We start from the raw sequence: 23,420 nt of genomic DNA, 5'->3' as shown, positions 1-23,420 counted from the left end.
ATCAGCCGCCGAACAGTTCGCTGAAGCGCCGCTGCTGAGCCTCGGCGTTCTCCAGCGCCCTTGCCGCGTCCAGCGGCATCAGAGTGATCTCGTCGCGGGCCGGGAAGCCTTCGGGTGGCTCGACACCATCCAAGGCCGGCAGATAACCCTGCCGGCTGACCAACTGCTGGCCCGCCTCGGAGAGCAGGAAATCGACGAACTTGCGCGCCGCCTCGGGATTGGCGGCCTGCTCGAGGATGGCGACCGGCTCGGTCACCGCGCTGACGCCCTCCTCGGGAAACACGAACGCCACCGGCGAGCCCTTGACCGCTTCGCGGATCGGCAGGTAGTCGACGACGATGCCATAGGGCTTGGCACCGGACGCCACGTCATTGAATACTCCCCCGTTGCCACCCTGGGCCTCGGTACGGTTGTCGGCCAGCGCTTCGTAGTAGTCCCAGCCCAGCGTCGGTGAATCGGTCACGGCTGCCAAGTGGATCAGCGCCGCACCGGAGTAGAGCGGGCTGGGCATGGTCACTTGCCCGGCATAGTCCGGCGAAGCCAGCTCCCGCCAGCTCCCTGGGGCATGCTCGGCACGGGTGTGGTAGACGATCCCGGTGGTGATCAGCTTGGTACCGTAGTAGTAACCCTCGGCGTCATACAGCTCGGGGGCATAGCCGTCGCGGGCGTCACTGAGATAGGGCTGCAGGTGCCCTTCCCGCTTGAGCGATTCCATGGTCACACTGTCGGCGATAAGGAGTACGTCGGGCTTGGCGACTCCCGCCTGCAGCTCGGAGCGCAGGCGGGTCATCAGCCGTGGAGTGCCGTCGCGCACCCACTCCACCTCGATCCCGGGGTGGGCGGCCTGGAAGGCATCCACCGTCTGCTGGGCATCGCTGTTGGGCTGGCTGGTATAGAGCACCAGGGAGTCGGCCTGGGCCACGGCGCAGGTCAGCAAGGTGCCACTGGTCAGTACCACGGCCAGCGTCGAGCGAGAGGGGCGAAGCATCATGGGACTGTCTCCTGTCGGATGAGCAGCCCCACGTTAGTGCCACAGCCTTACAGCAATATGACGTCACGACTTCGAGGTCACCATTCAGGCTTCATTCAGCTTTCACTCATAGGTAACTCCAGCGTCATCTTGCCCGCCTAGCGTATGGCCATCGTGGTGTGCCCGCGAGATGGAACCGGACGCAGAGGCCGCGTGATCGACACCACTCAAGGAGCGCACCATGCCGCCTATCACCCTCAAGACACTGGTCCTCGGCAGGTAGCACCAGCCCACGGTGGCCGAAGGCGAGACGCTGCGTTTTCATGTCACCCGAGAGGCGCTGCATCCCTTCGACCGCAAAAGCGGCAAACGCACGGGGGATTGAGAAGATGCACGTCACCATCAGAGAGGCACAGGCCGCCGATTACGAACCGCTCTGCGACCTCTTGCGGGAGCTCAATCCCGACGATCCCGCCCCCGATGCCCATACGCTGGACGCTTTCGAGCGGATCACCGGCCACACCGACCTCACATTGCTCGTCGTCGAAGCGGGCGGTCAGCTACTCGCGACCTGCTATCTCAACGTCATTTCCAACCTCACGCGGGGCGGTCGCCCCTATGCGTTGATCGAGAACGTCGTCACCCGTGCCAGCCACCGCAACCAAGGGATTGGCAAGCGCCTCCTGAACCATGCCTTGGAACACGCCTGGAGCCGTGGCTGCTACAAGGTGATGCTGTTGACAGGCTCCGAGGAGGCCACGACCCACGCCTTTTACCGTGCCTGCGGGTTCTCGGGCGATGCCAAGCAAGGCTATGTGATTCGCTCCACGGCACGACAAAACCACTTTCCCCGGGAAGTATGAGTGCGAGCCTGTCCCTCCTGAAAACCGGGGAAAAAAGCGCCGCACTGTCACCATGGCGTCACCGTGGTGGCTCAGGATGGCGGGGTCAGCCGCCTTGCCGAGTCTGCCCCATGAAGATATTGATGCTCACCGACGTCTACTTTCCGCGCATCAACGGCGTCGCCACCTCCATCGCCAGCTTCCGCGACGCCCTGGAACGTCTCGGCCATTCGGTCACCCTGATCTGCCCCGACTATCCCGTGGGGCAGGTGGACGAGCCGGACGTGCTGCGCATCGCCTCGCGCGGCGTGCCGGGCTCTCCCGAGGACCGCATGATGCACTACCGCAACGTGATGGCGCTGGCGCCTCGGCTCGCCAAGGAGCGCTTCGACCTGGTGCACATCCATACCCCCTTCGTCGCCCACTATGCCGGCATGGCGCTGGCGCGACGGCTGCGCCTCCCCGTCCTGGCCACTTACCACACTCTGTTCGAGGAATACCTGCCCCACTATGTGCGCGGCGTGCCCAGCAGTTGGCTACGCTTCGTCGCCCGGCGCCTCTCGGTGCGGCAGTGCCGCCGGCTCGAGGCGCTGGTGGCTCCCTCCCGGGCCATGCGCGAGACGCTGGAACGCTATGGCGTCAAGACGCCCATGGTGGTGATCCCCACCGGCCTGGCGCTGGAGCGTTTCAGCCGTCCCACCAAGGAAGTGGATTTTCGTACCCACTACGACCTGCCGGACAACGCCCGCCTGCTGCTGTTCGTCGGGCGCCTCGCCTTCGAGAAGAACATCGCCTTCCTGATCGATCTTCTGCCCCGGGTACTCGCCGAACATCCCGACACACGCCTGATCGTCACCGGCGAGGGCCCGGCCCGGGCCGAGCTGGCGCGCCGGGCACGACAGATCGGCATGGAGTATGCCGTACGCTTCCTCGGCTACCTGGACCGCCACGGCCAGTTGCAGGCCGCCTACCGCGCCGCCGACGCCTTCGTCTTCGCCTCGCGCACCGAGACCCAGGGATTGGTGCTGCTGGAAGCCATGGCGCTGGGCACCCCGGTGGTCTCCACCGCCATGATGGGCACCCGCGACGTGCTGGTGGATGGCGAGGGCTGCCTGATCGCCGACGAGGATCTCGACGACTTCGCCGCCAAGGTGAACCGGCTGCTAGGGGACAACGCGTTGCGTAGCGAGCTGTCGTGCCGCGCCGTGGCCTACGCGGCGGGCTGGCACGAGGACGCCAAGGCCGCCGAACTCGCCGTGCTCTATGCGCAGGTCTGTGCCAGGAGAAACGCCGAAGGCAATACCACCATGGCGGTCTCCGCCATGCCGGGTGCGACGGCTTCCTGCTGCAATTCCTGTCACTCGTCGACGACGACCTCGAAACCGCCATAGATCAACCGTTTGCCATCGAACGGCATGGGGTTGACGTCCGGCTGGAGGCGCGGGTCTTCCATGACTCTCGGCATGGCCTCGTCCCGCACCTGCCGGGAGGGCCAGACCAGCCACGAGAAGATGACGGTCTCATCGGGCTGGCACTTCACTGCCATGGGGAAGGAAGTGACCTTTCCCTCGGGCACGTCATCGCCCCAGCACTCCACTACTTTCAGGGCACCGTTCTCCTTGAACACCACGGCCGCATCGCGGGCGTGCTCGATGTATCGCGCCTTGTCGGCGGTAGGCACCGCGGCAACGAATCCATCCACATAGGTCATGACCGTTCTCCTGATTCTCGCTTTCGGGCACGCTTCTTCATCAGCATATACGTCTTCGGGCAATTCATGAGTGCGTGCCTGTCACTCGTACGAGCAAGGAGAAAATCGACAGGGGAACGATGTATTCCACGCGCCGATTCGGCGATGGCCGGAATAACGGCAAGCGAAAGGTGCTGATGAGAAGGTCGTAGTGCGGTGTCGTCTTCGACGCTATGCTGCACTTGGGGGTAGGGTTGTCTCAAGCCCCCTGTTTGGCACCGCTGGCTATCATTTCCCCTTGTCACTTTCGCCGGAGCCGTTTCTTGAATCCATTCCGTTCAGCCGCTTCGCATCCGCCGAACGCCCCCGACTCTCTGTCTTGCGGGATTGTCTCTAATTCGACCTGGGGTTTCGCGCCGTGAGCGCGGGATCCGCAACGTTCGCATGATCTGGATCTGGTCGGCATTGGCGGCACTCACTCTGGCGGGTTCACACCTGGCGGGCGGCGCAACGCGGAGCGCACCGACCAGGATGCGGTCCTTCGCTGGCGGAGTCGGGGTGGGTTATAATCTTCATCATCGTTCTGCCCACGCTTTCGACATGGCAGGACAACGCGCGCGAGCAGATGCCGGTCGAACGGCTTGTCTTCGTCATCACCATGGCGGGGCTTTGCCTCTACTATCTGCTCGAAGTCAGCGTCACCCGCCTTGACGCCCGCCGCCAGAAATACGCTGCGGCTTGGCTGCATATCGGCGGATTTGCGCTCTACAGCGCGACTGGTGGCTTCGTTCTGGCCAACTATGCCGATCGGGGAGGAGTTTGGCTGATGGCCTATACGGCGGCGTTGAGCCTGCATTTCTATATGAATGACCGCCTCTTTCTCGGCCAGCGCAAGCATCTCGCATTTGACCGATGGATCCTGGCGGGAGCGGTCCTGCTCGGCTGGGCGGCCGGGCTGGTGGCACCGCATCGCTATCCAATCGCCGCCTTCATGTTCGCGGCACTCGCCGGAGGGATGATGCTGAACATACTCAAAGAGGAATTGCCACCCGAAAAAGACGGCGTACCACTCCAATTCGTGCTGGGCATCGGCATCATCATCCTGATCAGTTTCCTGCTGCCGTTGTATGCCGCTTGACCCTGTTCGTCCTGCTGGACGGGTCTCATTCGATACACACGACCATCGCCACCAGACTCGCCGAGATGGCCGAGCACCGTCTGGTGTGGGTCGCCATTCAGTCCACAGAGGCTGACCGCCCCCACCTCGCGGAACCCGAAACGATCACATAACCGCCACGTAACCGACATCCTGGCCCCGTACAGTCTGCCGTAATGAGATCGATATCATTCCACGGATTCGAGGGTGAGCGAACGACATGGCGGACCTGCTCAGCGTGGCAAAACTGGCCGGCGTGTCCCGGGCGACGGCTGCCCGGGCCTTCTCGCAACCCGAGCTGCTGCGTTCGGAAACCAGGAGGAGAGTGCTGGAGGCGGCACGTCGCCTCGCCTTCCGTCCCAACCGGGTTGCCCAGCAACTGCGCACCAGGTCCACCAGGATCCTCGGCGTGCTGGTTCCCAGCCTCGACAACCCGGTCTTCGCCGAGCAGTTGCAGGCCATGGAGACCGCCGCGCGCCAGGCCGGCTATTCGCTGTTGATCACCACCACCGGGTATGACGCCAGCAAGGAAGCCGAGATCGTCGAGGAGATGTTGCGCCAGCGTGTCGACGGACTGATCCTCACCGTGGCCGAGGCCGACAGCAACGACGTGCTGGACAAGCTGGGCAAGGAGTCGGTGCCCTGCCTGCTGGTCTACAACCAGCCAGCGAATGCCGATACGCCGTCCATCAGCGTCGACAACCGCGCGGCAATGGCCGACGCCACCACCCATCTGCTCGACCTGGGGCACCGACGCATCGGCATGATCGCCGGCCCGGTACTGCAATCCGACCGCGCGCGGCTGCGCTACGAAGGCTACTGCCAGGCCATGCGGGCGCACCGCCTGCCACCGCTGCCCTTGATCGAGATGCCCCGCCACACGCATGCCGATCTGGCGGTACTCGAGCCGCACCTGTACGGCAGCGAGCGACTCACCGCCCTGCTCTGCACCAACGACATGCTGGCCATCAGCCTGATGGGCGATCTGCAACGCGCCGGTTTCTCGATCCCGGCGGATATCTCGGTGGTCGGTTTCGACGGCATCGCGCTGGGCGCTTTGCTGAACCCATCCCTGTGCAGCGTCGTGCAACCTCGCGCGGCGATCGGGCAAGCGGCGGTGAACACCCTGCTCGCCATGATCAAGGGCGAAAGCCCGACGAGGGAAAGACTGTCCCATGCATTGCGCCAGGGCGACAGCGTCGGGCCTCCGACGCCTGGCTCCGCCGCCCCATTCCCTTCGACCTCTCCCACTCAACGCAGGTGATCCCCATGCAGTCGACTTATCTACGTCAGGCCGTTGCCGCCACCCTCATGCTGGCGGCCGGCACCTTGTCCACCGCCCAGGCCAGCGATTCGGCCATCTGTTACAACTGCCCCCCCGAATGGGCCGACTGGGGCACCCAACTGCGCCTGATCGAGGAACGGACCGGTATCAGGGTGCCCCAGGACAACAAGAATTCCGGCCAATCCCTGGCCCAACTGGTCGCCGAGCGCAACAGCCCGGTGGCGGACGTGGTCTACTATGGCGTGACCTTCGGCATCCAGGCCCAGGACGCCGACGTCATCGAGCCCTACCAGCCCGAGCACTGGGACGAGATCCCCGACGGGCTCAAGGACCCCGACGGCAACTGGTTCACCATCCATTCCGGCACCATGGGCTTCATGGTCAATGTGGATGCCCTGGACGGCGCGCCGGTACCCGCCTCGTGGGACGACCTGCTGAACCCCGAGTATCGCGGCATGGTCGGCTATCTCGACCCCGCCAGCGCCTTCGTCGGCTACGTCGGCGCGGTGGCGGTCAACCTCGCCATGGGCGGCGACCTCGACGACTTCACGCCCGCCATCGACTACTTCAACGAGCTTTCGCGCAACGCTCCCATCGTGCCCCGGCAGACCGCCTATGCCCGGGTGCTGTCCGGGGAGATCCCGATCCTGCTCGACTACGACTTCAACGCCTACCGCGCCAAGTACAAGGATGGCGCCAACGTCGAGTTCGTGATCCCCGAGGAGGGCAGCGTGGTGGTGCCCTACGTGATGAGCCTGGTCAAGGATTCGCCCAACGCCGACAACGGCAAGGCGGTACTGGACTTCGTGCTCTCCGACGAGGGTCAGGCGGTGTGGGCCGAGGCCTTCCTGCGGCCGGTGCGCGAGGACGCCATCTCCGAGGAGGCGAGTCGCTACTTCCTGCCGGACAGCGATTATCAACGCGCCCAGCCGGTCGACTACCAGGCCATGGCCGAGGCCCAGCCGGGCTTCTCCAACCGGTATCTCTCCGAGGTGCGCTGATGTCGTTGACGTCACACCACGAGGCGCGGTCCCTGTCGGGGGCCGCCGCCGACGTAACGACGAAGGCGGCGAGACGACGGTCGTACCTGGGCACGCTCAGGCGTCAGCCGGCCGTTCTGCTGGCCCTGGTGCCGGCGCTGACCTTCTTCTGCGCCTTCTGGCTGCTGCCATTCACGCGCCTGGTGGCGATGGGCATGCAGCCCGACAAGAACAGCGGCATGATTGCCTACTGGGCAGTCGTGGCGCAGCCACAATATCTCTACAGTCTGCTGTGGACCCTGCTGGTGTCGATCGGTGTCTCGCTGCTGGCGGTGGCCACCGCCGGTGTGGCGGGGTTCTTCCTGGCTCGCAACCGATTTCGCGGCAAGGCGATGCTGGTCGCCATGCTGACCTTTCCCCTGGCCTTTCCCGGGGTGGTGGTGGGCTTCCTGGTGATCATGCTCGGTGGCCGCCAGGGTGCCCTGGCCCAGTTCAGCATGCTGCTGTTCGGTGAGCGCTGGATGTTCGCCTACTCGCTGGCCGGGCTGTTCGTCGGCTACCTCTACTTCTCCATTCCCCGGGTAATCACCACGGTGATGGCGGCCTGTGAAAAACTCGACGTCAGCCTCGAGGAGGCGGCACGCTCACTCGGTGCCGGTACCTGGCGGGTGACCCGCGACGTGATCGTACCCGCGCTGTCACCGGCACTGATCTCCACCGGTGCGATCTGCTTCGCCACCAGCATGGGCGCCTTCGGCACCGCCTTCACCCTGGGCACCCGCATGAGCGTGCTGCCGCTGAGCATCTACAGCGAATTCACCAACTACGCCAACTTCACCATGGCCGCGGCGCTGTCGGTCACCCTGGGGGTGATCACCTGGATCGCGCTGTCCTTCGCACGACGCCTGGCCGGCGGCAGCCTGGGAGCATCGGCATGAAGCGCCGCGGTCTGTTCTACTGCCAGTTGGGCTTCACCGTGCTGGTGTGCCTGTTCATGATCGTACCGGTGGTCATGTCGGTGCTGGCCGGCCTGACCGAGAACTACTTCATCGGCCTGAGCAGCGGCCTGACCCTGCGCTGGGTCGAGGAAGTGTGGCGGCTCTATTCCGATACCATCCGGCTATCGATCCAACTGGCCCTGGCCTGCCTGGTCCTGACCCTGCTGCTCGGCGTGCCGGCGGCCTATGCGCTGATGAAGAGTTCCAGGCGCTGGGCCAACGCCATCGAGGAGGCCCTGCTGCTGCCGGTGGCCGTCCCGGGCCTGGCCACCGCGCTGGCGCTGCTGCTGGCCTACGGACACCATCGCGACTTCCGCGACAGCTGGCTGTTCATCCTGGTCGGCCATGTGCTGTTCACCCTGCCGTTCATGGTCAGGCCGGTACTGTCGGTGATGCGCGCCAGCGACATGCAGCGCCTGGAGGAGGCGGCCGCCAGCCTCGGCGCCGGTTTCCGGCAGCGCTTCCTGGGCATCGTGATACCCAACTGCGTCAGCGGCATCCTGGCCGGGGCGCTGATGGTGGTCACGCTCTCCGTCGGCGAATTCAACATCACCTGGATGCTGCACACCCCGCTCAACAAGACGCTGCCCGTCGGCCTGGCCGACAGCTACGCCTCCATGCGGCTGGAGATCGGCTCCGCCTACACCCTGCTGTTCCTGCTGATGATCGTTCCCCTGCTGATCACGCTGCAGTGGCTGGGCAGCCTGGTCACCCGTCGCCACTGAGTCCTCATCCACCATCGAGAATCCCCCATGTCATCCTCCATCGCCATCACCCTCAAGCAGTGCGGACGCACCTTCGCCAGCGGCCATACCGCCCTCGAGCCGATCGACCTGCGGGTCGAGGCGGGGGAAACCCTGGTGCTGCTGGGCCCCTCCGGCTGCGGCAAGACCACCACCCTGCGCCTCATCGGCGGCCTCGAAACACCGGACCCGGGAGGCCGGGTGTGGTTCGGCGAACGCGATGTCACCGCCCTGCCCATCGAGAAGCGCGATGTGGGCATGGTGTTCCAGAACTATGCGCTGTTCCCCAACATGAATGTGACCGACAACATCGCCTATGGGCTGCGCATCAGGCGCCTGAGCGCCGGGGAGGTCCGACGGCGGGTCGACGAGGTGATGGAGATGGTCGGCTTGCACGACTTCGCCCGGCGCGGTGTCGACGAACTCTCCGGCGGACAGAAGCAGCGCGTGGCGCTGGCCCGGGCCATCGCCGTCAGGCCCAAGGTACTGCTGTTCGACGAGCCACTGTCGGCACTCGATGCCAAGCTGCGCGACCGCCTGCGCCTGGAGATCGGTACCCTGCTGCGCCGTCTCGGCACCACCGCGGTCTACGTGACCCACGACCAGGCCGAGGCCATGGCCCTGGGCGACAGGGTCGCGGTGATGGAACGTGGGCGGATCGCCCAGATAGGCAGCCCACGAGAAATCTACCACCAACCGCACAGCGCCTTCGTGGCCGACTTCATCGGCTCGGTCAACCGCATCGCGATCGGCGGCACACGGGACGGCTGGCTCGAGGTCGACGGCGGCCGGCTGTTCTGTCCGCGCCTGCATGGCGCGGACCACGCCTACTGCCGCCCCGAGGACATCGAGGTCGGCGACCCCGCCAGCGCCCCCATCAGCGGCCGGGTGGTGCAGAGCTTCTTCCTCGGCCAGAGCCAGCGCCTGCTGGTCGACACCGGCGGCGACGCGCCACTGCAAGTGGAAGCCCCCGCGCGCCGGCAGTGGCGGCGCGGCGAGGCCATCGGACTCAGCGTCGCCTCGGATGCGCTGTTCCACCCCCACCACCCCCTCACTTTCGGACAGGCAGCGGCCCATGGATAACGGATGTCTCATCGCCCAGATCAGCGACCCCCATATCAAGGCGGCGGGCAAGCTCTCCTACCGGCGGGTGGATACCCGGCGCGCCCTGCGCGATGCCATCGCTCTTCTCAACCGCCTGACGCCCAGGGCCGATGCACTGCTGATCAGCGGCGACCTGGTCGACTTCGGCCGCGTGGAGGAGTACGCGGTACTCGAGGAACTGCTCGCCGACCTGACGATGCCCTGCTACCTGATTCCCGGCAATCACGACGACCGCCGCCGCCTGAGGGAACGCTTCGCCGGGCACGCCTATCTGCACCAGCACGACGAGTTCGTCCAGTGGGTGGTCGATGACTTCCCGGTGCGGCTGATCGGCCTGGACTCCAGCGTACCGGGCCAGCCGCATGGCGAGCTGTGCCTGGAGCGCCTGGCCTGGCTGGACGAGGTGCTCAGGCAGAAACCCGACACGCCGACGCTGATCATGCTGCATCATCATCCCTTCGATAGCGGCATCGACCACATGGACCGGCAGCAGTTGAGGAACCGGCACGCCCTGGAAGAGCTCCTCGGTGCCTACCACAACGTCGAACGGCTGTTGTGTGGCCACCTGCACCGCAGCGTGCAGCGGCGCTTCGCCAATACCATCGCCTACAGCTGCCCCGGCATCTCGCACCAGGTCACCCTGGACCTGCGCCACCAGGCCCCCGCGACCTTCTCCCTGGAGCCCCCGGGTTATCTGCTGCACCATTGGACTCCGGGCGCCGGCATGCTGACCCATCAAGGCTTCATCGACGCCTATCCTGGCCCCTACCCGTTCTTCGATGCCAACGGCCTGATCGACTGACGGCGGGGGACGCCGCACTGACATATCGCTGTCATCCAGCACGTTTAGGCTGGCACCACAGGCGTATGAGACATACGGAGCGGTGCCGACATGGCGAACAAGAAACGCGACCCCCTCAGCGACGAGGAAATCGAGTTCCTGGCGCTACTGGCCAATGGCAACGCCTTGGCCCGTCAGCGCAAGCGCGACCGGGAAAAGGCCTTGCGCGACAAGACACGGCGAAGGTGGGGCGAATGAGTCCCATGCCACCATCGCATGGTCGCTGCTGGCCACTGGACCACCGGAGAGCTGGGTCGAGCGCCTGCCGTTCATGAGCGAATCGGCGCCCGCCGCCTCGCCTACCAGGGCAACGGTTCACCATTGCTGTGCCAGAAGGAGCCGGTGGTCTCGAGCGTCAACGCCTCGATACGCGCCGCGATGCCCGCAGCGGCTTCCTCCGGCGAGATCAGGCCACCGAAGTTGACCATGCGGGTCTGCACGAAACCGGGATGCAGCTGGATCACGGCGATGCCTCGGGGGGCCAGGTCCATGGCCAGCGATTTACCGAAGGCATTCAGCGCAGCCTTGGAGGCCCTGTAACCGTATCGGCCGCCGGAATCGTTATCGGCAATAGAGCCCATGCGACTGGAGATATTGGCGATCTTGCTGCCTTCACCAAGATTGTCGAGCAATGCCTCGGCCACTCGCAGTGGCGCATAGGCATTGATCTCCATCTGCTCGCGGATCGAGCCGAAGTCGATCTCGCCGAGTTGCTCGTCGCGCAGTAGGCCGGCATTGTTGATCAACAGGTCCAGCCGCTGTCCCTCCAGCTCATGGACCAGACGCGCCACATCGTCGGTATTGGCCACGTCGACACCATCGATGACACGCGTGGCGACCTCGGCGAGCTCAGCGGATGCCCGGCGGCACACGCCGACCACCGACCAGCCGGCACCGTGGTAGTGACGGGACAAGGCCAGGCCGACGCCACGATTGGCGCCGGTGATCAAGACAGTGGCAGACATGACAGTCTCCTTGGTTGAGTCACGTTCAGAATGAACCGCTGCTTATCAGAATAGAAGCGACGCTCACCTCGTGAACGTCAACTTACGATACGCTGCGTGTCTCTCAACGATGAAAGCATCATATAATAGTCATTTAATGTAAAAAAACCGCCCGGCGTGCCGCCGCTTTCCGATCCCCGGTGCTTGCCATCGAACAAGGATGCTTGAATGGCCAATCGTGCCTCTTCCCTGACCCTCATTGCTCTGGGCGGCGTTGCCGCCGGTTTCATCGTTGGCTGGCAGCTACCGGCGCCGGGTTCCACGCCTGACGCAGCGGGCAGTGAAACGGTCGCCGTGAACGAACTCATTCAACTGGGCGAACGCCACCGCGGCGAGATTACCTCGCGCAGTGAGCTCAACGGCAAGGATGGGAGCCGCTTCTCGCGCTATATCCTGCCCCTGGAGGAAGGCGCCCTGGTCGAGATCGAGCTGGGTGGCCCGCTGCATGGCAGGCTGGCCCTGTATGACGACCGGGATCGACTCCTGGCTTCGACGTATACCGGCTCCTACCATCTCGACCCGTCGCAGCCCTCGGCGCTGCGCCGCCGCATCGACGAAAGCGGTGACTACACCCTGGTGGTCAGCGGTAACGACCAGCACAGTTATGGACCCTTCGACATCACGAGCCGCGGCATGGAGCTCACCACCGGCGATGCCCTGGAGGTGCCTTCACGTGCGGATGGCTGGCTGCAGGACGGCGCTGATACCTATACGTTGACCATCGAGGAGAGCGGTCTCTATCAGGTCGAGATGCGCTCCGGCGATATCGATGCCTACCTGGTGCTGGAAGGGCCACACGGGTATCACCGCGAGGATGACGATAGCGGCGGCAACCTGGACGCCCGCATTGCCGATTTCCTGGAGCCCGGGGAATATCAGTTGACCGCCCGCAGTGCCTATGGACAGGACAGCGGCCTCTACACCCTGACGGTAGACCCTCACGCACTGGCCGATGGCGCTTCCCTGCGCAACAGCGGCGAGTTGGCCTTCGACGAGCCGCTGCACGGCTGGCTCAACGGTCAGGGGCTGGAATACCAGTTGACCCTCGACACCTCTGCCATGGTCACCATTGACATGCTCTCTTCGGATTTCGATGCGTTTCTCGAGCTGCGGGGCGAGGGGGTATTCATCAGCGACGACGACGGTGGCGAGGGCCTCGATGCCCGTATTCGGCACCACCTGGGGCCCGGTAGCTACACCCTGACCGCCCGCAGCCACAGCTTCGGCGGTAGCGGCATGTTCGAACTCAAGGCCATGGCCGTGGAACCCGATGAGCTGCCCAGCAGTGGACACCTGGAGATCGGCCACTCCCTGAACGCCTGGCTGGGGGCCGGAGCCCGCGATCATTATTCTTTTCAAGTGGAAGAAGCTGGCTACTATCGCCTGGATATGATGTCGAGCGAGCTGGATGCCTACCTGGAGCTGGAAGGCGGAGGCATCTCTCTCAGCGACGACGATGGCGGCGAGCATCTCGATGCCCGCATTCATACCCACCTGGAGCCTGGCGAATATCGCGCCATTGCCCGCTCCTACGGCGGCAGTGAGAGTGGCGGCTATGTCGTGAGCCTGACCGCCGAGTGAGGCGTCCGTTGCCGTTGGAAAGGCGTCAGCCTAGCGGGACAGCCACAGTGCCGCTGCAAGGACGACGAGAACGAGCAGTAACGCACAGAGGTTGCCGGCTCTATGGGCGTACACGTGCAGCATGGCGGTCTCCTCACACGATATCGAAACGGTCCGAGTAGATGCGGGTCGGGGCGACCCCCTGCTTGACGAGAGCACCTTCGGTGACCTGCCCAAGATAGTGCTTCATCGTGTATGCGACTGAAATTTTTCGTCAAGGGCTCTCTGGTCCTGACCGGGATCGGCTTGCCGGCTGCTACGCTTCTGGCAAGCCAGTCAGGTTCACGAATTCAAGGAGGATGACGATGTCCCGGCAAAAGGATCATGCCAACCTGTTTGACGACGCTCGCTCTCGGCTGGAGGAAGTCTGCGAGGCGCTCGAGGTGCACGACGATGTCAGGGAGCGCCTGATGCAGCCTAGCCTCTCTCTGCAGGTGAGCGTATCGGTGCGCATGGACGACGGGAGCCTGCGCGTCTTCCCCGGCTGGCGGGTGCAGTACGACACCACCCTGGGGCCGGCAAAGGGCGGTATCCGCTTCCACCCCGACGTCAACCAGGAAGAGGTGACGACGCTGAGCTTCTGGATGGCCGTGAAGTGCGCGGTCGTCGACTTGCCCTATGGCGGTGGCAAGGGCGGGGTGAAGGTCGATCCCAAGCGGCTCTCCCGCCTGGAGCTGGAGCGCCTGGCCCGGGGCTACATCCGCGCCGTCGCCGATATCATGGGCCCGGACCGGGATATCCCCGCCCCCGACGTGAACACCAATGCCACCGTGATCGGGTGGATGGCCGACGAATACGATCACCTGGCTCGTCGCAAGGTACCCGCCGCGATTACCGGCAAGCCCACGGCACTGAGGGGTTCCTACGGCCGCGTGGCTGCCACCGGGCGAGGCGCCCTGCATGTGCTGGACCTGTGGGCCGAACAGGAACAGCGCAAGCCCGAAGATACCACCGTCGCCATTCAGGGCTTTGGCAATGCGGCATATCACTTTGCCCGCCTGGCCCATGAACGGGGCTATCGCATCGTCGCTCTCTCCGACTCGAAGGGGGCCATCCGCAGCGAAAACGGACTGGACCCCGATGCCATCATGGAACGGAAAACCCAGAACCAGCGCCTGCATGACCTGGTCTACTGCGATGAGTCGGTGTGCATCGCCGAGGATGTGGAGCATCTCGACCGGGACGACCTGCTGGCCCTGGATGTCGACGTACTGGCGCTGGCGGCACTGGAGAACCAGATCCATGCGAACAACGTGGACCAGGTACAGGCAAGGGCATTACTGGAGATCGCCAACGGCCCGGTTTCCAGCCAGGCCGACGAGCGGCTCAACGAACGGGGTGTCCCCGTGCTGCCGGACGTGCTTGTTAATACGGGCGGCGTCATCGTCAGCTACTACGAGTGGATGCAGAACCTCACCGGCGAGCGCTGGTCCGAAGAGACGATCAACGAGCGTCTCAAGGAACAGATCGTCCGCGAAGGCCGACGGGTGCTCGAACGCGCAGAGCGGGAGGATATCTCCTACCGACAGGCGGCCTATCGGCAGGGCATCGAGCGTATTGCCGAGGGCATCCTGGAGCGTGGAAACTGCCAGGACACCGAATGACCCGCCCCTTGACGACCAATGCACCAATGCCGGGATGACAATGCCGAATGCGGCGGCGACAATAGCCGCCTCATCGAACAGGCCGGACCGTCATGTCGGAAGCACTCTCGATTCTTCATCAGGACGACCACCTGGTCGCCGTGCACAAGCCGGCCGGGCTACTGGTCCATCGGACGCCCCTGGCCCGCGGCGAGCGCGACTTCCTGCTGCAACGACTGCGCGACCAGTTGGGACGGCGAGTCTACCCGGTGCACCGGCTGGACCGCCCCACCTCCGGCGTCATGGTCTTCGCCCTCTCCCCGGACGTCGCGACACGACTGGGTGACGCCTTCGCCACCCGTCGGGTCGCCAAGCGCTACCTGGCGGTAGTGCGTGGTATCGGCCCCGAACGGGACCGGCTCGAATATCCGCTCCGCGAGGAAGACGGCAGCCGGCCCAAGGCGGAAATGCCGGCCATGGAAGCCATGACCGAGGTGAGGCGCCTGGACAGTGTGGAGTTGCCGGTGCGGGTGGACCGCTACCCACAGAGCCGCTACTCCTTGATGGAGGCCCGTCCGCTGACCGGGCGACGCCACCAGATCCGCCGACACCTGTCACAGCGCGGCTATCCCATTATCGGCGATGCGAAGCACGGCAAGGGAAACCACAATCGTTTCTTCGGAGAGCAGCTGCACTGCCCTCGCCTGCTGTTGGCGGCTGTCGGACTGTCCTTCGATCATCCGATGGAAGCCCATCGCCTGGACGTGAGCTGCGCGCTGGATGCCTGCATGACAGCGCTGTTCGAGCGCTTCGGCTGGGCGGGCCACCTGCCAGTCGACCGTGCCACATCGTCACGCCAGCCCGAACCCACCGCCTGAACAGGAGGCCACGCCCCATCATGAGCGCTCCACTCCCTCCCCTCGATGCTTCATCGGCGTCCCGGGACGACCATGACTTTCGCTTTGGCGGCATTCGCCGGCTCTATGGCACGCGCGCCTTCGAGCGCTTTCGCCATGCCCACGTGGTGGTGGTGGGCATAGGCGGTGTCGGCAGTTGGGCGGTCGAGGCGCTCGCCCGTTCCGGTGTCGGCAAATTGACGCTGATCGACCTGGATGATGTCTGCCTTTCCAACGTCAATCGCCAGCTTCCGGCCCTGGATGGAAACATCGGCCGCCCCAAGGTGGAGGTGCTGGCCGAGCGATGTCGGGCGATACAGCCCGGTATTCAGGTGGTGGCGGACATGGCCTTCGTCACCCCTGGCAATCTTGGCCAGCGCATCCCCGAGGATACCGATCATGTGGTGGATGCCATCGACGGCGTAGAGGCCAAGGCGGCCCTGATCGCCTGGTGCAAGCGAAGGAAACTGGCCATCACCGTCGCGGGAGCCGCCGGTGGACAGACCGACCCGACCCGGATCAAGGTCGCCGATCTCTCCCGCACCGAGCACGACCCGCTGCTGGCCAAGGTACGCGCACGGCTACGTCGCGATCACGGCTTCTCGCGCAATCCGAAGCGGCGCTTTTCGGTTGAGTGTGTCTATTCGGACGAACAGCTGGTCTATCCTGGCATGGATGGCGAAGTGTGTGCCCAGAAGCCCGGAAGCGGCGAATCGACCCGACTCGACTGCGCCTCGGGCATCGGGGCCGCCACCTTCGTGACCGGTAGCTTCGGCTTCGTGGCCGTGTCGCGGGTACTCGCCCGACTGGCCAGGCAGGCCAACGCCTGACCCCGACTCCTCTCACCGCTCCTGGAGCCCCTGATGTCTCGTCCGCTTCCCGTCCCCGGTATCTATAGCCACTACAAGGGCAATCGCTATGAAGTGCTCGGCGTAGCCCACCACAGCGAGACCGAAGAACCCCTGGTCGTCTACCGCGCCCTCTACGGCGATTACGGCCTGTGGGTGCGACCGCTCGAGATGTTCACCGAAACCGTGGAGGTCCAGGGCGAGCCGGTACCGCGCTTCGAGCTCGACAAGGCATTCTAGCGTTGGCCGCGATGGGCCCAGGCGGTCATGCGCTTCTCCAATTGGGCGAACAGCTCGTACATCACCATGGCCATGGCGCTGATCACGATCAAGCCGGCAAAGACCAGTGCCATGCGCATCTGAGAACCGGCACTCATCATCAGGTAGCCGATACCCTGGTTGGATGCCACGGTTTCGGAGACCACGGTACCGACGAAGGCCAGGGTGATGGCCACCTTCAGCGAGGCGAAGAAATACGGCAGCGAGCGCGGCAGGCCGACCTTGAGAAGCACATCGAGACGCTTGGCGCCCAGCACACGCAGCACGTCCTCCAGCTCCGGCTCCAGGGTGGCCAGGCCCGTGGCCACGTTGACCACGATGGGGAAAAAACAGATCAGGAAGGCGGTGAGGATGGCGGGTACCGAGCCGATGCCGAACCACACCACCAGGATTGGCACGAAGGCCACCTTGGGGATGGCGTTGAATCCCACCAGCAAGGGATAGCAGGCGTGATAAAGGAACTTCGACGAGCCGATGATGAAGCCCAGCACCAGCCCCACCACGACCCCGATGCCAAACCCCACCATGGTAGTCCAGAAGGTCTGCCAGGAGTGCACGCCGATAGGGCCTGCGAAGGTCACCAGCGCCTGCGCCGTGGCCCAGGCGCCAGGAAAGATGAACTCCGGTACGTCGAGCAGGCGCACCGTGGCTTCCCAGATCATCACCAGGATCACGACCGCCGCCCAGGGGGCGATACGCTGGCGGCTCTTTTCACTTAGCTGCATGTGACCGTCCTCGATCAGGTTCCGCGAATCTCGCCGATCTGCTTGCGCAGGCTTTGCACCAGGGTGGTAAACGGCTCCCCGTAGGTGATCGCCAGCTCCCTCGGGCGTGGCAGGTCGATGGTGCGCCGCTCGATGATGCGCCCTGGTCGCCGACTCATCACGTAGACGGTATCGGCCAGGAAGGCAGCCTCGCGCAGGTCATGGGTCACCAGGACCACGGTGAAACGCTGGGACTCCCAGAGATCGCGCAGCACGCACCACAACTCCTCGCGAGTAAAGGCATCCAGGGCGGCGAAGGGCTCGTCGAGCATCAGCAGGCGCGGGCGATGGATCAGCGCCCGGCAGATCGAGGCGCGCTGCTGCATGCCGCCGGAGAGCTGCCAGGGGAACTGCTCCTCGTAGTCTTCCAGCCCCACGGTGCGCAACAGGTCGCGGGCCCAGCCGACGAACTCGGTGCGCCGCTTGCGAAACTGTGAACGATAGGGTCTGACGATCTCCAGCGGGAGCAGGACATTGTCCAGGGTGGTGCGCCAGGGCAGCAGGTTGGCGTTCTGGAACGCCATGCCGGATATCTTCAGCGGCCCCGTTACCGGCTCACCATCGACCCGCACGCTACCCGCCGTGGGTGGGTGCAGACCGGTACACAGCTTCATGAAGGTCGATTTGCCGCAACCGCTGGGCCCGACGAAGGCGACGAACTCGCCCTCCTCGACGGTCAGGCTGATGTCCTCGATGGCATTGCCCGAACCGTCGTAGGCCAGGCTCACCTGATCGAAAGAGACGAAGGGCGCTTCGGTGTTCGCCTCGCGCATTCCTTCACTCCCCCTGGCCGGGGAAGATCATCCGCTCTTCCTGAGGCGGCAGGAAGCGCGAGGTGAAGACCCGTTCGGGGTCGGGCACCGAAGGCAGGTCGTAGGCGTCCGCAACCAGCTGGATGGCATCGCGCAAGCGCTCCTCGTCCACCGCACCGGCGCCATTGGCACGGGCATCCGCGGTATCGATGACGCTGTCGATGGCAAGCTTCAGGCGCCGGGTCTCCATCTCCCGGTCGATCAGCGGGTCTCGGTTGTACACATAGTCGATGGCGCCATCCGGGTCGGCCAGGGTCTCCTCGAGGGCACGGTTGAAGGCGCGGAGAAAGCCCTCGACGGCCTCGGGGTTCTCACTGGAGAAGGACTCGCTGGCAATGATGGCATTGCCATAGAGCGGCACGCCATAGTCGGGGAACGGCATGATGGTGAGCTCATCCTCACCCATGCCGCGCCCTTCCAGGTTGAGCAGGCTGGTGAAGTAGAAACCGGTGATGGCGTCCACATCGCCGCGCACCAGCAGGGTCTCGCGCAGCGTCGGATCGACGTTCTGCCACTCGACATCGTCGGCATCGACATCGTTGGCGGCGGCAAAGATGCCCCAGGCCCGGTAACCGGTATCGAAGGCCGGGGCGGCGATGGATTTGCCGGCAAGGTCTGCGGGGGTATCGATATCGCGGTCCTTGCGGGCGAAGACCGATGCCGGAGTGCCGTCATATACCACGTATATGCCCTGAATGCCGGGGCCATCCGGGTTCTCGGCAAGAAACTCCACCAGGGCATTGAGATCACCGAAGCCCATCTCGTAGGCGCCGGACGCCACTCGGTTGATGGCGCCGGCGGAGCCACTGCCGGAATCCAACTGCACGTCGAGTCCCTCCTCGGCGAAATAGCCACGTTCCATGGCCATCAGGAAGGGAGCCGATGGTCCCTCGAAACGCCAGTCGAGTTGAAAGCGAATGCGGGTCTCGTCAGCCATTGCCAGTGGGGCGAACAGCATGGACAGGCCGAGCACGCCGGTGATCAGACCGGAGGAACGGGAAAGGTAACGGCTCATGAAGGTTGGCCCTCGCAAGGTTCTGGTTGTCGTTGTTGTCATGCAGTTATCCTGCCAACACCATGAACTTCCCTGGCCCTGAAGGATAAATGCTTCACACAAGGGCATGATGGACGGCCGGCAGCGCCGCACAGGTGCAACAACAGGCTTCATGCACACCCATACGCACCAGAATAGATCACTGGTCGGGGTTTCCCAGCGGCAGCCTGTCAGCGGGTGCCGTATCGGAAGGACGGAAAGGCGGACACCGGCGCCATGGGCACCGGTGTCGGGAAAGAAGGCATCGCGATAGAGCCGTTTCTGGAGGCGTCGGTATTACTCGTTACCGGCTTCCTGCATCTGCTTGAGCAGGTAGTTCTCGATACCGACCTTCTCGATCAGGCCGAGTTCGGTCTCGATATGGTCGATGTGGTCTTCCTCATCGGCCAGGATCTCGCGGAACAGGTCACGAGTGACGTAGTCCCTGACCTGCTCGCAATAGGCGATGGCTTCGATATAGCCGTCGCGACCTTCATGTTCGATCTTGAGGTCGGCTTCCAGCATTTCACGAACATTTTCGCCGATATGCAGTTTGCCGAGGTCCTGCAGGTTGGGCAGGCCCTCGAGGAACAGGATCCGCTCGATCAGCTTGTCGGCGTGCTGCATTTCCTCGATGGACTCGTCGTACTCCCACTTGGCCAGCGCCTTCAGGCCCCAGTCCTTGTACATCTTGGCATGCAGGAAATACTGATTGATCGCCACCAACTCGTTGCCGAGCGAAGTGTTCAGGTATTCGATGACCTTGGCATCACCTTTCATTGCGCTTCTCCCTTTTTGTCGAATGTCGGAGGATTATTCATTATTGGCCATGCTGGCCAAAAAGTCCAACAACGACAAGAGCTTGGATAAAGCACAACAAGAATGATAGAGATTGGCATCCGAGGCGAACCCTGCATCAGCCTCGCGTTGTCACAGTGCTGGCGATCACTATACGGCGTAGGCCAGGTCGGTTGCCGACGCCACCAGCTCCGACTTGACGGCTTCACGGGTGATGGTCTTTGCCACGCAGGCGCACTTGCCACACTGGGTACCACAGCCGGTCTCGGCCCGCACCTCACGCCAGCTGCGTGCTCCGCTCTCGACAGTCGCGCGGATCTTGTGGTCGGACACACCCTTGCAAAGACATACGAACATGAGGTCACCTCGCTATCGCCTACTAGTCGTAATGTAAATGATTCGCATAGGCTGTCGCAAGGGGAAATCGAGAAGATTCTGATCAGCTCGTTCCACGAGATGTCGCGGGACCTATCGGGCCGGCTTTGGCAGTACCACGACGCGGGTACCGGAGACGATATCGGGCCAGCTGCGACGCTCGCTATCGAACAGGACCCAGGCATAGCCCAGCCCGAAGGTGGCCAACGACACCCAGGCCACCACATAGCGAACGAGACTCTGGGCCCACGTGATCTGCCGGCCGTCCAGCGTCTGCACCCGCAGCCGCCAGGCCTGCATGCCCAGGGTCATGCCCCCACGGGTCCAGGAGAAAGCGAAGAAGAGGAAGGCGCCGACCAGCAACAGCAGCTGAAGCGTCAGCCGCTGCAGGCTGCCATCCCCCACTTCCTCCGCCGCCAGGCCCAGCACCAGGCGAAGGAATCCCAGGTGCAGGATGGCGATCAGGATCCAGATGGCAGCGACCAGGAACGCATCGTACATCATGCCGCCCAGCCGCCGTCCGAGACCGGCTGGCCAGGCATCATCGAGTTGAGTAAAGCGTCGTTGCATAGTGTCCTTGGCTTCCCTATCCGGTTCGTCGCAGTAGATAAAGCCCCAGGGCGGCACAGATGAGAATCGGTGCCAGTACCGCCCAGGCCGGTGAAAAGCCGAATACCGTCGAGGCGGGGGCCAGCAGATCCTGGAGATACTTGAAGGAGAGGCCGGTGACCACGCCATAGAAGACTCGCGTGCCGGCGGCCACGGTGCGCAGGGGACCAAACACGAAGGAGGCCGCCACCAGCACCAGCGACGCCATGGTCAACGGCATCAGGATCTTCTGCCAGAAATAGAGCAGCGGCTGGGTGGCCTGGAGCCCCTGGCTCTGCAGAAAGCGGGAATAGGCCCACAGCTCACTGGGCGCCTGGCTATTGATCGGACGCAGCAAGCGATTGAGCTGTGCGGGCGTCAAGCTCGTCTCCCAGGGGTGTTCGGCATGCCGCTCGACTTCGGTCCGATTCTCGGTGAAATGCGTCGTGGCCATCTCTTCGAGCACCCAGGCGCCCTCCCGCCAGACGGCTCGCTCGGCCACGGTGGCCTCGAGCAGTTGGTGGCCTTCGAACCGGTAACGCGTCAGGTCCAGCACGGTATTGTCGGCGCGAATGGCACCGAAGCGGTAGACGCTGTCACCTTCGCGTTGCCATCCGCCACTCTGGGTCACCATCGCCCCCTCGCCTTGCAACTGCTCAAGGCGCCAGGCGCTGGCGAACTGTTCGGTGCGCGGGCTGACGTACTCGGCCACGATCAGCACCACCGCCACCACCAGGATGATCGGTTTCATCACCCCCCAGAGGATACGGGTCAACGAACGGCCCGCCGCCCGCATGACCGTCAGTTCGTTGCTCGAGGCCATGCTGCCAAGGCCGATCAGCGCGCCGATCAGCACCCCTACCGGCGCATACTGGTAGAAACGCCAGGGCAGGCGCAGGCCGAGGTAGAGCAGCACCTGGAAGGCACCATAGTCCCCTTCCACGTCGTCCAGGTCATTGATGTAGGAAATCACGAGATCCAGACCCAGCAGCACCACCTGCACGACGATGATGGCCCCCAGGACATTGCGGGCGATATAGCGGTCGAGACGATCCACGCCCATCAGCGCATCCCCTTTCGCTGGGCCCGCATCATCATGCCCAGCCCAAGGATCAGGAAGGCGGCATGGATGGGCCACATGCCTATCACGGCAGGCAATACACCACGCCCGATGGCGTCCAGTGCCGCCAGCAGCAGGCTCAGATAGCAGACATGCAGGAAGATCGCCGGCAGCAGCTTGGCGAAGCGGCCCTGCCGCGGGTTGACCCGTGACAGCGGCATCGCCATCAACGTCAGGATGAAGACCATCAGCGGCAATGACAGCCGCCACTGCAGCTGGGCCCGGGCCTGGTCGGAGTCCTCCTCCAGTAGCGCCGCCGTGGTGGCGTACTCCGTTGACTCCAGCTCGCGCCGTTCATGGCCGAGCGAGAGCCTGACGGCATAGGTTGCGAACTCCAGCCGCTCGGCCTCGTGGCGCCCCGGCTCGACGCTGTAGCGCTCGCCGTCGGCCAGCACCAGGAAGCGGCTGCCGGTCTCCTCATCCACGGTCTGGTAGCCACTGGTCGCCCGGGTCACGGCACTATCCGGCGTACCGTCGCCTCGTCGCTGCCGTTCGCTGATGAAGACTTCCTCCATGCGGCTGCCGTCGCTGCTGAAGGATTCGGTATAGGCGGTTCTCCCACCGCCGAAATCCTGGAAGCGACCCGGTGCCAGAGCGGTGAAATCGAGCTGGCTGCGCTGATCCTCGAGCATGACGGCATTGTGCAGCGCACCGGCGGGGGTCAGCCACAGGCTGCACAGCCCAACCAGGATGGCAACCAGGCCAGCCGGTACCAGACTGACCTGCAGGAGCCGTGCAGGACTGGTGCCACAGGCCACCAGCACGGTGATCTCGCTGTTCAGATAGAGCTGGCCGTAGGCCAGCAGGATACCGAGGAAGAAGGCCAGCGGCAGGATCAGCTCGAGAAACCCCGGCAGATGGAAGAGCATCAGGGTACCGAGAATACTGGCGGGAATATCACCGTCGGCGGCATCGGCAAAGTAGCGGATAAAGCGGCTACCCATGATCACCAGCAGCAGGACGCCGGCAACGGCGGCCATGGTCAGCAATATCTCGCGGGTCAGGTAACGAAAAATGATCATGAGGCGGTCTTCCATGCAATGGCGCCATGCCTTGAGTACACTGGTGAGATTCGGCAATGGCCTGAAGCC

At 64.1% G+C, this 23,420-nt stretch carries 26 protein-coding genes; 15 read left to right on the top strand and 11 right to left on the bottom strand.

What is annotated here, in order from left to right; translation table 11 throughout:
- Nucleotide 1: 1 nt before the first annotated feature.
- Nucleotides 2-988, bottom strand: coding sequence for an ABC transporter substrate-binding protein (locus C1H69_RS13830; RefSeq protein ID WP_102654142.1), 987 nt, complete (start codon nucleotides 986-988; stop codon nucleotides 2-4).
- A gap of 371 nt (nucleotides 989-1,359) precedes the next feature.
- On the opposite strand from C1H69_RS13830, the gene C1H69_RS13825 reads away from it, so the two are divergent.
- Entirely contained in the window at nucleotides 1,360-1,833 is a 474-nt protein-coding gene (locus tag C1H69_RS13825) for a GNAT family N-acetyltransferase (protein WP_102653971.1), read from the top strand.
- A 110-nt stretch (nucleotides 1,834-1,943) separates the two neighbouring features.
- Complete coding sequence (locus tag C1H69_RS13820; RefSeq protein ID WP_102653970.1) at nucleotides 1,944-3,203, top strand: glycosyltransferase; 1,260 nt, start codon at nucleotides 1,944-1,946, stop codon at nucleotides 3,201-3,203.
- On the opposite strand, the gene C1H69_RS13815 is transcribed toward C1H69_RS13820, so the two are convergent.
- Nucleotides 3,170-3,523: a DUF1428 domain-containing protein gene (locus C1H69_RS13815; RefSeq protein WP_102653969.1), complete on the bottom strand. Its 354-nt coding sequence runs from the start codon at nucleotides 3,521-3,523 to the stop codon at nucleotides 3,170-3,172. The genes C1H69_RS13820 and C1H69_RS13815 overlap by 34 nt on opposite strands.
- A 604-nt stretch (nucleotides 3,524-4,127) precedes the next feature.
- Between C1H69_RS13815 and C1H69_RS13810 the strand changes: the two genes are divergently transcribed.
- The 8 genes from C1H69_RS13810 to C1H69_RS23600 all read left to right on the top strand — a co-directional run bounded on the left by C1H69_RS13810 (nucleotide 4,128) and on the right by C1H69_RS23600 (nucleotide 10,807).
- Nucleotides 4,128-4,640 (top strand): hypothetical protein, encoded by a 513-nt coding sequence (locus C1H69_RS13810; protein WP_102653968.1) that lies wholly within the window; start codon nucleotides 4,128-4,130, stop codon nucleotides 4,638-4,640.
- Between the two features lie 238 nt (nucleotides 4,641-4,878).
- Nucleotides 4,879-5,922: a substrate-binding domain-containing protein gene (locus tag C1H69_RS13805; protein ID WP_102653967.1), complete on the top strand. Its 1,044-nt coding sequence runs from the start codon at nucleotides 4,879-4,881 to the stop codon at nucleotides 5,920-5,922.
- 5 nt (nucleotides 5,923-5,927) lie between these two features.
- Nucleotides 5,928-6,944, top strand: a complete 1,017-nt coding sequence (locus C1H69_RS13800; protein ID WP_102653966.1) for an ABC transporter substrate-binding protein — start codon at nucleotides 5,928-5,930, stop codon at nucleotides 6,942-6,944.
- Nucleotides 6,944-7,861, top strand: a complete 918-nt coding sequence (locus C1H69_RS13795) for an ABC transporter permease (RefSeq protein ID WP_240609948.1) — start codon at nucleotides 6,944-6,946, stop codon at nucleotides 7,859-7,861. Before C1H69_RS13800 ends, C1H69_RS13795 begins: the two co-directional genes overlap by 1 nt.
- Nucleotides 7,858-8,646 carry an ABC transporter permease gene (locus C1H69_RS13790; protein ID WP_102653965.1) on the top strand — a complete coding sequence of 263 codons (789 nt, stop codon included), beginning with the start codon at nucleotides 7,858-7,860 and terminating at the stop codon, nucleotides 8,644-8,646. The genes C1H69_RS13795 and C1H69_RS13790 overlap by 4 nt, the downstream gene beginning before the upstream one ends.
- A 27-nt stretch (nucleotides 8,647-8,673) precedes the next feature.
- The gene (locus tag C1H69_RS13785) at nucleotides 8,674-9,747 is read left to right on the top strand and encodes an ABC transporter ATP-binding protein (RefSeq protein WP_102653964.1); all 1,074 of its coding nucleotides are present in this window, start codon (nucleotides 8,674-8,676) and stop codon (nucleotides 9,745-9,747) included.
- The gene (locus tag C1H69_RS13780) at nucleotides 9,740-10,570 is read left to right on the top strand and encodes a phosphodiesterase (protein WP_102653963.1); all 831 of its coding nucleotides are present in this window, start codon (nucleotides 9,740-9,742) and stop codon (nucleotides 10,568-10,570) included. The genes C1H69_RS13785 and C1H69_RS13780 overlap by 8 nt, the downstream gene beginning before the upstream one ends.
- Before the next feature lie 90 nt (nucleotides 10,571-10,660).
- Nucleotides 10,661-10,807, top strand: a complete 147-nt coding sequence (locus C1H69_RS23600; protein ID WP_165789481.1) for a hypothetical protein — start codon at nucleotides 10,661-10,663, stop codon at nucleotides 10,805-10,807.
- 101 nt (nucleotides 10,808-10,908) lie between these two features.
- Here the strand turns inward: C1H69_RS23600 and C1H69_RS13775 are convergent, their stop codons facing one another.
- Nucleotides 10,909-11,574 (bottom strand): SDR family oxidoreductase, encoded by a 666-nt coding sequence (locus C1H69_RS13775; protein ID WP_102653962.1) that lies wholly within the window; start codon nucleotides 11,572-11,574, stop codon nucleotides 10,909-10,911.
- Nucleotides 11,575-11,781: 207 nt separating this feature from the next.
- Between C1H69_RS13775 and C1H69_RS13770 the strand changes: the two genes are divergently transcribed.
- The 5 genes from C1H69_RS13770 to C1H69_RS13750 all read left to right on the top strand — a co-directional run bounded on the left by C1H69_RS13770 (nucleotide 11,782) and on the right by C1H69_RS13750 (nucleotide 16,800).
- Nucleotides 11,782-13,194: a hypothetical protein gene (locus tag C1H69_RS13770; RefSeq protein WP_102653961.1), complete on the top strand. Its 1,413-nt coding sequence runs from the start codon at nucleotides 11,782-11,784 to the stop codon at nucleotides 13,192-13,194.
- 344 nt (nucleotides 13,195-13,538) lie between these two features.
- Nucleotides 13,539-14,837 carry a Glu/Leu/Phe/Val family dehydrogenase gene (locus C1H69_RS13765; RefSeq protein WP_102653960.1) on the top strand — a complete coding sequence of 433 codons (1,299 nt, stop codon included), beginning with the start codon at nucleotides 13,539-13,541 and terminating at the stop codon, nucleotides 14,835-14,837.
- A 92-nt stretch (nucleotides 14,838-14,929) separates the two neighbouring features.
- Nucleotides 14,930-15,694, top strand: a complete 765-nt coding sequence (locus C1H69_RS13760; RefSeq protein ID WP_102653959.1) for a pseudouridine synthase — start codon at nucleotides 14,930-14,932, stop codon at nucleotides 15,692-15,694.
- Nucleotides 15,695-15,714: 20 nt separating this feature from the next.
- A complete protein-coding gene (tcdA, locus tag C1H69_RS13755) occupies nucleotides 15,715-16,542 on the top strand; it encodes a tRNA cyclic N6-threonylcarbamoyladenosine(37) synthase TcdA (protein ID WP_102653958.1) in 828 nt (275 codons plus the stop codon).
- Nucleotides 16,543-16,575: 33 nt separating this feature from the next.
- On the top strand, nucleotides 16,576-16,800 hold the full coding sequence (locus tag C1H69_RS13750) for a DUF1653 domain-containing protein (protein ID WP_102653957.1): 225 nt from the start codon (nucleotides 16,576-16,578) through the stop codon (nucleotides 16,798-16,800).
- Here C1H69_RS13750 and C1H69_RS13745 read toward each other — a convergent pair.
- The 8 genes from C1H69_RS13745 to lptF all read right to left on the bottom strand — a co-directional run bounded on the left by C1H69_RS13745 (nucleotide 16,797) and on the right by lptF (nucleotide 23,351).
- Entirely contained in the window at nucleotides 16,797-17,564 is a 768-nt protein-coding gene (locus tag C1H69_RS13745; RefSeq protein ID WP_102653956.1) for an ABC transporter permease, read from the bottom strand. The genes C1H69_RS13750 and C1H69_RS13745 overlap by 4 nt on opposite strands.
- A gap of 14 nt (nucleotides 17,565-17,578) precedes the next feature.
- On the bottom strand, nucleotides 17,579-18,376 hold the full coding sequence (locus C1H69_RS13740; RefSeq protein WP_102653955.1) for an ABC transporter ATP-binding protein: 798 nt from the start codon (nucleotides 18,374-18,376) through the stop codon (nucleotides 17,579-17,581).
- A 4-nt stretch (nucleotides 18,377-18,380) separates the two neighbouring features.
- Entirely contained in the window at nucleotides 18,381-19,472 is a 1,092-nt protein-coding gene (locus C1H69_RS13735; protein ID WP_240609947.1) for an ABC transporter substrate-binding protein, read from the bottom strand.
- A gap of 273 nt (nucleotides 19,473-19,745) precedes the next feature.
- Nucleotides 19,746-20,228 carry a bacterioferritin gene (gene bfr, locus C1H69_RS13730; RefSeq protein WP_102653953.1) on the bottom strand — a complete coding sequence of 161 codons (483 nt, stop codon included), beginning with the start codon at nucleotides 20,226-20,228 and terminating at the stop codon, nucleotides 19,746-19,748.
- Between the two features lie 168 nt (nucleotides 20,229-20,396).
- Nucleotides 20,397-20,603, bottom strand: a complete 207-nt coding sequence (locus tag C1H69_RS13725; protein WP_102653952.1) for a (2Fe-2S)-binding protein — start codon at nucleotides 20,601-20,603, stop codon at nucleotides 20,397-20,399.
- A gap of 111 nt (nucleotides 20,604-20,714) precedes the next feature.
- The gene (locus C1H69_RS13720; protein ID WP_102653951.1) at nucleotides 20,715-21,191 is read right to left on the bottom strand and encodes an RDD family protein; all 477 of its coding nucleotides are present in this window, start codon (nucleotides 21,189-21,191) and stop codon (nucleotides 20,715-20,717) included.
- A 16-nt stretch (nucleotides 21,192-21,207) separates the two neighbouring features.
- Nucleotides 21,208-22,272 (bottom strand): LPS export ABC transporter permease LptG, encoded by a 1,065-nt coding sequence (gene lptG, locus C1H69_RS13715; protein WP_102653950.1) that lies wholly within the window; start codon nucleotides 22,270-22,272, stop codon nucleotides 21,208-21,210.
- Nucleotides 22,272-23,351 (bottom strand): LPS export ABC transporter permease LptF, encoded by a 1,080-nt coding sequence (lptF, locus tag C1H69_RS13710; protein WP_102654140.1) that lies wholly within the window; start codon nucleotides 23,349-23,351, stop codon nucleotides 22,272-22,274. The genes lptG and lptF overlap by 1 nt, the downstream gene beginning before the upstream one ends.
- Nucleotides 23,352-23,420 lie beyond the last annotated feature (69 nt).

Source organism: Billgrantia endophytica (assembly GCF_002879615.1).
Classification (GTDB): Bacteria; Pseudomonadota; Gammaproteobacteria; order Pseudomonadales; family Halomonadaceae; genus Halomonas; species Halomonas endophytica.
This window is presented reverse-complemented; position numbering and strand designations above follow the sequence as displayed.